The 8,332-nt window shown below is 50.7% G+C and carries 9 protein-coding genes; 2 read left to right on the top strand and 7 right to left on the bottom strand.

Translation table 11 applies throughout. The features are described 5' to 3' along the window. Nucleotides 1–72: 72 nt before the first annotated feature. The 3 genes from HK25_RS02350 to gluQRS all read right to left on the bottom strand — a co-directional run bounded on the left by HK25_RS02350 (nt 73) and on the right by gluQRS (nt 3,526). Complete coding sequence (locus HK25_RS02350; protein ID WP_086553389.1) at nt 73–1,278, bottom strand: pyridoxal phosphate-dependent aminotransferase; 1,206 nt, start codon at nt 1,276–1,278, stop codon at nt 73–75. A gap of 3 nt (nt 1,279–1,281) precedes the next feature. Continuing rightward, complete coding sequence (locus HK25_RS02345) at nt 1,282–2,523, bottom strand: pyridoxal phosphate-dependent aminotransferase (RefSeq protein ID WP_369822898.1); 1,242 nt, start codon at nt 2,521–2,523, stop codon at nt 1,282–1,284. A 157-nt stretch (nt 2,524–2,680) separates the two neighbouring features. Further along, nucleotides 2,681–3,526, bottom strand: coding sequence for a tRNA glutamyl-Q(34) synthetase GluQRS (gene gluQRS, locus HK25_RS02340; RefSeq protein ID WP_086553391.1), 846 nt, complete (start codon nt 3,524–3,526; stop codon nt 2,681–2,683). A gap of 204 nt (nt 3,527–3,730) precedes the next feature. Between gluQRS and HK25_RS02335 the strand changes: the two genes are divergently transcribed. Continuing rightward, entirely contained in the window at nt 3,731–4,294 is a 564-nt protein-coding gene (locus tag HK25_RS02335) for an HNH endonuclease (protein WP_086635164.1), read from the top strand. A gap of 7 nt (nt 4,295–4,301) precedes the next feature. Here the strand turns inward: HK25_RS02335 and HK25_RS02330 are convergent, their stop codons facing one another. Beyond that, nucleotides 4,302–4,595: a hypothetical protein gene (locus tag HK25_RS02330; protein WP_086635163.1), complete on the bottom strand. Its 294-nt coding sequence runs from the start codon at nt 4,593–4,595 to the stop codon at nt 4,302–4,304. Between the two features lie 157 nt (nt 4,596–4,752). Further along, complete coding sequence (locus HK25_RS02325; protein ID WP_086553480.1) at nt 4,753–4,959, bottom strand: heavy-metal-associated domain-containing protein; 207 nt, start codon at nt 4,957–4,959, stop codon at nt 4,753–4,755. A 77-nt stretch (nt 4,960–5,036) separates the two neighbouring features. On the opposite strand from HK25_RS02325, the gene HK25_RS02320 reads away from it, so the two are divergent. Further along, the gene (locus HK25_RS02320) at nt 5,037–5,708 is read left to right on the top strand and encodes a hypothetical protein (protein WP_086553393.1); all 672 of its coding nucleotides are present in this window, start codon (nt 5,037–5,039) and stop codon (nt 5,706–5,708) included. A gap of 45 nt (nt 5,709–5,753) precedes the next feature. Here HK25_RS02320 and hpnR read toward each other — a convergent pair whose 3' ends face one another. Together hpnR and ndk are read right to left on the bottom strand one after the other, a co-directional pair. After that, nucleotides 5,754–7,295 carry a hopanoid C-3 methylase HpnR gene (gene hpnR, locus HK25_RS02315; RefSeq protein ID WP_086635172.1) on the bottom strand — a complete coding sequence of 514 codons (1,542 nt, stop codon included), beginning with the start codon at nt 7,293–7,295 and terminating at the stop codon, nt 5,754–5,756. Nucleotides 7,296–7,779: 484 nt separating this feature from the next. Then, complete coding sequence (gene ndk, locus HK25_RS02310) at nt 7,780–8,202, bottom strand: nucleoside-diphosphate kinase (RefSeq protein WP_086553394.1); 423 nt, start codon at nt 8,200–8,202, stop codon at nt 7,780–7,782. Nucleotides 8,203–8,332: the final 130 nt, after the last annotated feature.

Genomic DNA, 8,332 nt, shown 5'->3' with positions numbered 1-8,332 from the left:
CCATAAAAAGTTTTCATAGAGATTTTTAATGATTTTTTAACTTCAGAATACTTTTTTGTATAAACCTGTACTTCAATGACAATTTTTTACAAACTCTCGAATTCGTGAGCAGGCATCCTCCAGAATCACCTCACTCGTCGCACAGGAAAGTCGCAGATAAGGAGCCAGACCAAAAGCAGAACCAGGCACTGTTGCAACATGGGCCTCTTCAAGTAAGGCGATCGCAAAGTCACGGTCCGTCTCAAGCAGCCTTCCAGCTGCAGTTTTACGCCCCAGACAACCAGCTATACCCGGATAGGCATAAAAAGCCCCTTCAGGCATTGCACAGGTCACACCTGGTATTTGTCTTAACGCCTCAACAACCATCGTGCGGCGCCGGCTATATGTTTTTGCCATATGCTGCACAAGATCAGCCGGACCATCAAGAGCCGCTGCGGCAGCTGCCTGCGCTATAGCGCAGACACCTGAGGTTGCATTCCCCTGCACGGCAGACATCGCTGCAATTAATGCCTGCGGGCCGCCAGCAAACCCGACACGCCAGCCGGTCATAGCATAGGCTTTTGAAACCCCGTTAAGAGTAACAACCCGCTCTTTCAGATCAGGGGCCACTGCCGCGATAGAGTATGACTGCATACCGTCAAAAACGAGATGCTCATAAATCTCATCAGATAAAATCCAGACATCAGGATAGCGCCGCAGCACTTCGGCTATTTCTTCCATATCCTGACGGGAACAGACTGCCCCGGTCGGATTATTAGGAAAATTCAGCACAACCCAGCGCGTGCGCGAGGTCATTACACGTGAAAGCTCGGCAGCTTTGAGGCGAAAACCATCCTCTTCATGACACCGGGCATAAACCGGCACTGCCCCGAACATGCTGGCAATAAGAGGGTAACTGACCCAGTAAGGAACGGGCACAACGACCTCATCCCCCTCATTAAGGGTCGCCATAAAAGCATTAAAAATAACCTGCTTGCCACCATTTGAGACCATAATCTCAGAAGGCTGATAAATCAGATTATTTTCACGGCCGAACTTACGGGCGACAGCCGCCTTCAAAGCTGGTGTACCATCAACCGGCGGATATTTCGTCTGGCCGTTAAGAGCGGCCTGATGCGCAGCCTCAACCACTGCCGGAGGCGTTGCAAAATCGGGCTCGCCCAGAGCAAGAGAAATAATCTCCTGCCCTTCTGCCCGTAACGCACGGGCACGGCGTGCCATTTCTATCGTCGCAGGCGGCGGCAGTGTCTGCAGCCTGCGTGAAAAATGTCCTGCCATCGTTTAACGCAGACCGTTACAGAAATTTTCAATGCGCTCACAGGCTTTACGCAGGCTTTCTGTATCCGTTGCATAAGAAAGGCGCATATAGCCAGGATACATAAAGGCCGAGCCATGCACAGCCGCTACACCTTCTTCTTCAAGCAGGGCTGTCACAAAATCTTCGTCAGTCTTCAGCACAACACCGCTGCGTGATGTTTTACCAAGACATTTCTCAACAGATGGGAACACGTAAAACGCACCGGAAGGCATATCACATTCCAGCCCATTACACTGATTAATCCTGGAGACGACAAAATTACGGCGCTCTTCATAAATTTTGACCATATCCGCAATAAAATCCTGCGGACCCTGCAGAGCTTCAACAGCTGCTGCCTGGGCGATAGAACAGGTGTTGCCTGTTGACTGCCCCTGCAGTTTGTTCATCGCTTTTGTCAGCTCGACAGGTGCACCAGAAAAACCAATCCGCCAGCCGGTCATGGCATAGGCTTTTGAAACCCCGTTCATTGTCACGGTGCGTGAACGCAGGCGGGGTTCGACCTCAACAAAAGTTGCAGGTTTAAACCCGTCATAAACCAGCTTTGCATAAATATCGTCAGTGAAAACCCATACGTGCGGATGCTCTAGCAGCACATCACACAGCGGACGCAGCTCTTCAGCCGAGTAGCTGGCACCTGTCGGATTGCACGGAGAGTTAAGGAACAGCCATTTTGTACGAGGTGTAATAGCAGCTCTGAGTTCATCAGCTGTCAGCTTAAACCCGTTCTCGCGCTTACAATGCACAATAACAGGCACGCCCTCAGCCAGAGTGACGATATCGGGATAAGAAACCCAGCATGGAGCAGGAATAACCGTCTCATCACCCGGATTGAGAGAAGCCATCATCGCATTATAAATAATCTGCTTACCGCCGGTTGAAACCAGAATCTCATCCGCCGTGTAATCCAGCCCGCTATCCAGGCGAAAGCGTTCAGCAACGGCCTTACGCAGCTCCGGCGTGCCAGCAACATCGGTATATTGAGTCTGCCCGTTTTCAATGGCTCTGGCAGCAGCCTTACCAATATTATCAGGAGTTCTGAAGTCAGGCTCTCCTGCAGAGAGGCTGATAATATCACGGCCGGATGCTTTAAGAGCACGGGCCTTAGCGGAAATAACTACCGTCTGGCTTGGGCTAATTCTGTTCAGACGATCAGCGACAATACTCATGGTTTCCACAGTTCCTGACACAGTTGATATGGCTGGCATCTTCCGACCAGTCCACACGAAATTTGTCTGTTGTCTTTCTCAGACTCCGCCGGGCAAAAAAACTTCGGCGGCGGGATCATACAGAAGAAAAATATCCTGCCATCTCTTTTTCTTATAGTTGAGCGAAAACTCCTGTCATTTTTATGATATCACCAGCTCAGAAGCCTGCTGCACGCATAACTTCCTCTTTGCACATACCAGCCTCGCGCATAGCGCGTACCGACCGGGCGTTATCACGTTTTGACAGCCGCCTGCCATCTGCACCGCAGAGCAAAGGGTGAAATGTGTAATGCGGGCGGGGCCAGCCCATCAGATTCTGCAAAAGGCAGTGCAGGTCTGTAGCAGGGCGCAGATCCTCCCCGCGTGTGACAAGGGTAATACCCTGCTTTGCATCATCATGCGTCACACACAGATGATAAGATGCGGGAATATCCCTCCGGGCCAGCACGACATCACCAAACAAAGCCGGCTGGCACTGCACCCGCCGTCCCTCTGGTGTGTTGTAATAAAGGCTTTCGGCACCCCCGGCACATTCGAGTGCACGCTGCATATTCAGACGCAGCACATGGGGCCTGCCCCGGGCAAGCAGCTCTTCACGCCGCGCTGCGGGCAGGCTGCGACAACGCCCCGGATAAAGAAGGCTGCCATCAGGTGCAGCATGCGGCGCTGAGAAAATAGCGGCACTCTCGCGCGCAATGTCAGAACGGGTGCAAAAACAGGGGTAAAGAACTCCCATCTGCTCAAGAATATCCAGGGTCTGCCTGTACTCGGCCAGGCAGGCAGACTGATAAAGAACCGGGGCATCAGAAAACAGACCAAGCCATGCGAGGTCCTCAAGCAGTTGCCTGGCATATTCAGGCCTGCAACGCTGAGGGTCGATATCCTCCATTCTGATAAGCCAGCGCCCGCCAGGGCGGGCATAAGACAGCCCCGACATGGCCGATGCCACATGCCCCAGATGCAGCAACCCTGTCGGACTCGGAGCAAAGCGCGTAACCCACATTGTTTCTGCTCCCGCTCAGGTTACAAAACCCTTGTAAAAATTACCGTTTCATGACGAACCCGCGCTTTATCTTGCTGCCCTTCATACAATCTGCAATAGTCAGCGGGCTTATTCATCTCGACGACGTGCTTCCCGCAGACGTAATGGTCAGAGTATAACGCCCGCAGCGAAGCCGCTCCCTCGTAAGAGTAAAGGAGGATCGGTGTGGCTGACGGCAGCTTGCTGAATTTCCCGGCTTTAGTGCTGAATGCGGACTTTCGACCACTTTCTTACTTCCCCCTCTCTCTCTGGTCCTGGCAGGATACGGTTAAGGCGGTCTTTCTCGACCGGGTCTCCGTACTCAATGAGTATGACCAGGAAGTACGCTCCCCTCAGGTCTCCCTGCGTCTGCCAAGTGTGATTGCACTGAAAGACTACATCCCCGCAGCGCGCAGGCCGGCATTCACCCGCTTTAATGTTTTTCTGCGTGATAATTTTTCATGCCAGTACTGCGACGACCAGTTTCCCGCACACGACCTGACCTTTGACCACGTGATTCCACGCTGCAAGGGAGGGCGCACCTCATGGGAAAATGTTGTGACAGCCTGCGGTGTGTGCAATCTGAAAAAAGGGCCGCACCTGCCAGAAAAAATCAACATGCATCCCCGTCGCCGGCCAGACCAGCCCACATCATGGCAGTTGCAGGAAAACGGGCGTGCCTTCCCGCCAAACCATCTTCATGAAAGCTGGCGTGACTACCTTTACTGGGATACAGAGCTGGAAAACTGAAACACAGCTATTTTGTATAATTATAGCCGTGGTCGTCGGCCATTTTTTGCAGATCAGGCGCATCCCTGAGGTTAAGAGGCAAAGGGTGCGCTCCCTTTTCACTGAGCACAAAATTATGATTGCTCATACGCTGGCAGGTGTTAGCCGCCAGAGGGAAACTCAGAAACATTGGTCCCGCCATCTGCTTACGCAGGCAGGAGACGTCAGTATCCAGAAACGGCCTGCGCCCGACTTCGGACGAACAGCCCACAAGCACGAAAGCCGATAACGCCAGTCCCCAGATTTTTACCGGATACATCATTTTCACTCACCATACCCGCCTGCCAGGCAGCGCAGGAACATTAACCGGAGAAGCGTGTCGTCACGCCCCGGGCTGAGAGAATAACAGAAAAATTCACTCCCGGCCCGCCCGGATAACACATGGCTGAAAAGACAAAATTCAGGAGGTCACGCGCCTCTCAGCTCACTTCGTAGCCTGCACCACGAATAGCGTTCTGCAAAGAAGACGTACCAGCGCGCTGCGGGTCATACTCAATAGTTACTTCACCATTTTCCTGCTTCACATCAACGCTCTGTACACCATCAATAGCTGTCAGTGCACGGCGGATAGACGACACGCATCCGTCACAGGTAATACCATCAACAATAAAACTGACTGTCGTCATAAAACTCTCTCCCTTAAGACGTAACATCATAGTACTATGAAAACATGCCTGTTTTTACAACATAAACAAAAGCAACCATGCAAGACTCCTTTTATCTGCCAGCTTCACAGCACGACATGACACCCTTGCCTGACCTGCTATGGCGCGACACAGGCCTGCACCGGCTTATGCTTTCGGCTCTCCTGTCCCGACTGAAAAATCAGCTGCTGCTTGAAAACAGTGCAACACAGACACTTGACGCCTGGTGCCGGCAACAAAAGCTGGCTTCTGCCCCGGCTATCAGGGCAGTGCGCGTAAACTCTGACACGCCTGCGCCCCCCTGCCCGCCAGAGCTGGCAGAACATCTGCAGCTCACATCCCAAAATGCATCTGAAACACTGCGCTATCGTCATGTGCGCCTGATATGCGGCGCTCTTACACTCTCTCATGCAGAAAACTGGTACAGACCAGACAGGCTGACAAAGGAGATGAATACAGCCTTAGAAACAACCGAAACTCCATTTGGCCTTGTCACAACGCCTCTTGGTTTTTCGCGCCGGACACTGGCAGAGCAGGATTTATGGGACCCTCTGCCCGACATAACGGCAGGCATGACTATTCCTGACGGAAACAACTGCCAGTTACATCTGCCCCGTTTTTTGTTTCGTCATCAGGCTATCCTGAAACGACATGACGCAGCCCCTTTTAGTGCAGTGATTGAAACCTACACCTCGGACCTGCTTCGCTTTACACCGCCGCACATAGCCTGAACAAAAAAAGGAGGCCGCAGCCCCCTTTTGTACAAACAACCTCTCTCAGGCATCTTCTCCCATTCGGGTCTGATCAACAAATTCCTCCGTTTTCTCATCCAGCGAACGGGACTTTCTGCCCCCTGGTCCGTGCACGTAAAGATCTTTACGATCAACTTTATCAACCACCTCTGGCTGAACAGGCATCAGGTAGCGCGGCTTACGCATATGATCAGCAAGCTGAAGCTTCGGATTAAAGACGGAATTGAACTTCCACAGCATTTTAACAAAATTGGTCTGCCCTTTCATCAGCAGACGGCCGGCAATACCTGCTGTGTCTTTGAGCGCCTGCCAGCCCATATGCTTGGTGTTAAGCACCTGCTGTGTTTTGACCAGCTCCTCATAAAACTCGGGCAAAGGCAATTTAGTTGGCAATACAGCATGCTGAATATCAAACAGGCGATAGTCGCGGGTAATAAGGCGCCGGGATTCTTTGTGCCAGATTTCTGTTCCCGGATAAGGCGTTGTGACAGAAATATTCACAATTTCAGGAATTTCGAGACACCACTGACGCACAGCCTCAAAACGACTTCTGTCCCATGACGGGTCAGCAATAATATTAATAGCCACGATCAGCCCCAGAGAACGGGCATAGTCCAGAGCCTCGAAATTTTTGTCCAGTGAGACACGCTTACGAAACTGTTTCAGGCCTTCTTCATCAACGGCTTCCATACCAATAAAGATGTAGGAAAGACCGATCTCGCTCCAGACCTTAAAAACCTCTTTATTACGCAGCAGAACATCAGCCCGCGTTTCAAGATAATATTCTTTTTTAATCCCGCGCTTCTTAATTTCATTAGCAATGGCCATGCCATGCTCTTCATGCACAAACGCAACGTCATCGACAATAAAGATACCCGGCTCTTTAATATCCTCAAGCTCGTCAGCAATCGTCTGCGGGCTGGCTGTGCGGTACGAACGCCCGTAAAATGTCCAGGCAGAACAAAAAGTACAATCCCACGGGCAGCCACGGGCAAATTCAATAGAGGCAGCAGGATCGAGCGTGCCGATAAAATATTTATTACGATGCCTTAACAGGTCCCGGGCAGGGCGGATATCATCAAGGGATTCCACAAAAACCGGTGGTGGCCCTTCACCATCAGGCGTAATCACACCCGGAACAGTCAGCAGGTCCTGCCCTTTTTCTATCGCGCTGAGCAGCAGGCCGACAGTTGCATCGCCCTCACCTTTGAGAATGCAGTTTACCGTGCCTTCTGAGAGGGAGAGGATATCCTGAGCGATGAAAGAGACCGAATGTCCGCCTATAAACTGAAACACTCCGGGAAAGCGCAGTCGGGTCGCACGGCACAGATCTATGATCTCGGGCACATTCGCCAGGTAATTACCCGAAAAACAAATAACATCAGGTTTGAAATGACTGACCAGCTTCCAGTAATCGTCATGCGTTTCAACCTGAAGATCAATCAGCTGCACATCATGTCCGGCATTACGTGCAGCGGCAGCGACCAGTTCCAGACCCAGAGGCTCAAGCCTGAGAAACACTTTTGTATACATCAGTGCACTCGGGTGTACTGCCAGAACTTTCATACCATTTTTTCCCGTCATCAAAGATCATGCTGACCGCAGAGCTACTGGCGATCATTCAGTGAAATAATTACTATACACGGCATGACGAATACCGCCCGGTAATTTGCCGGTATTTATTATAATACCAGCATTACAGCACAAAAGACTATCTTTTCAGAGCAAAACATTTTGCTCCGGCAATGCTGTGGAACCGGGGTTAAGATATCGGGATAAATGATAAAAACAATCCACCACAGATCAGAACAGACCTGCGCAGTCGTTCATGCTCACCCTATATATTTTTTGTTATACGCGGAGGAGAATCTAACTTTTGTAATGCAAGCCCATATAAAAACAGGCTAATCTGCGAGATATAAAAATAATCGCACCCGGTTAAAAGCCATGGACACGTAACTGATCAGTAATCACATTATAGTGTTATAAAAATTTTATCGTATTACAGGCCAGAGTATTTTCTGCCCCGGCCTGTAACAGTCAGCAGAAATCAGGGAAGGATTTCTGTTTCAGCAAAGAAGAAACGAATTTCGTTTGCTGCGTTTTCTGCGCTGTCAGAACCATGTACTGAGTTTGCTTCAATGCTTTCAGCAAAACGTGCACGAATGGTGTGTGCTTCAGCTTTTTTCGGGTCTGTTGCGCCCATAACGTCGCGGTTTTTTGCAACTGCGTTCTCGCCTTCGAGCACCTGCAGAACAACCGGACCAGAGATCATGAAGTCAACGAGGTCTTTGTAGAAAGGACGCTCTTTGTGAACAGCGTAGAAAGCACCAGCCTGAGCAGGTGTCAGCTGTACGCGTTTCTGAGCAACGATTTTCAGACCTGCTTCTTCAAAAACAGCGTTGATGTTGCCCGTCAGGTTACGACGTGTTGCATCTGGTTTAATAATGGACAGAGTGCGTTCTGTTGCCATGATATAATGACTCCCTGTTATATACAGCCCCGTATAATACGAGGCCTGTCAGCGTGTTCCTCTAGAACATATTCCGGCAGGCTGGTAGGTCTTTCGCTTCATTGTTCTTATTTGCATCCTTAACGAGAGT

It is taken from the genome of Acetobacter sp. DsW_059, assembly GCF_002153695.1.
GTDB classification, from domain to species: Bacteria; Pseudomonadota; Alphaproteobacteria; order Acetobacterales; family Acetobacteraceae; genus Acetobacter; species Acetobacter thailandicus.
This window is presented reverse-complemented; position numbering and strand designations above follow the sequence as displayed.

Coding starts and splice junctions, on each gene's coding strand:
- HK25_RS02320 (WP_086553393.1), top strand. CDS start 5,037: ATGCAAGACTCCTTTTATCTGCCAGCTTCACAGCACGACATGACACCC.
- HK25_RS02350 (WP_086553389.1), bottom strand. CDS start 1,278: ATGGCAGGACATTTTTCACGCAGGCTGCAGACACTGCCGCCGCCTGCG.
- ndk (WP_086553394.1), bottom strand. CDS start 8,202: ATGGCAACAGAACGCACTCTGTCCATTATTAAACCAGATGCAACACGT.
- HK25_RS02325 (WP_086553480.1), bottom strand. CDS start 4,959: ATGACGACAGTCAGTTTTATTGTTGATGGTATTACCTGTGACGGATGC.
- HK25_RS02345 (WP_369822898.1), bottom strand. CDS start 2,523: ATGCCAGCCATATCAACTGTGTCAGGAACTGTGGAAACCATGAGTATT.
- gluQRS (WP_086553391.1), bottom strand. CDS start 3,526: ATGTGGGTTACGCGCTTTGCTCCGAGTCCGACAGGGTTGCTGCATCTG.
- hpnR (WP_086635172.1), bottom strand. CDS start 7,295: ATGAAAGTTCTGGCAGTACACCCGAGTGCACTGATGTATACAAAAGTG.
- HK25_RS02330 (WP_086635163.1), bottom strand. CDS start 4,595: ATGATGTATCCGGTAAAAATCTGGGGACTGGCGTTATCGGCTTTCGTG.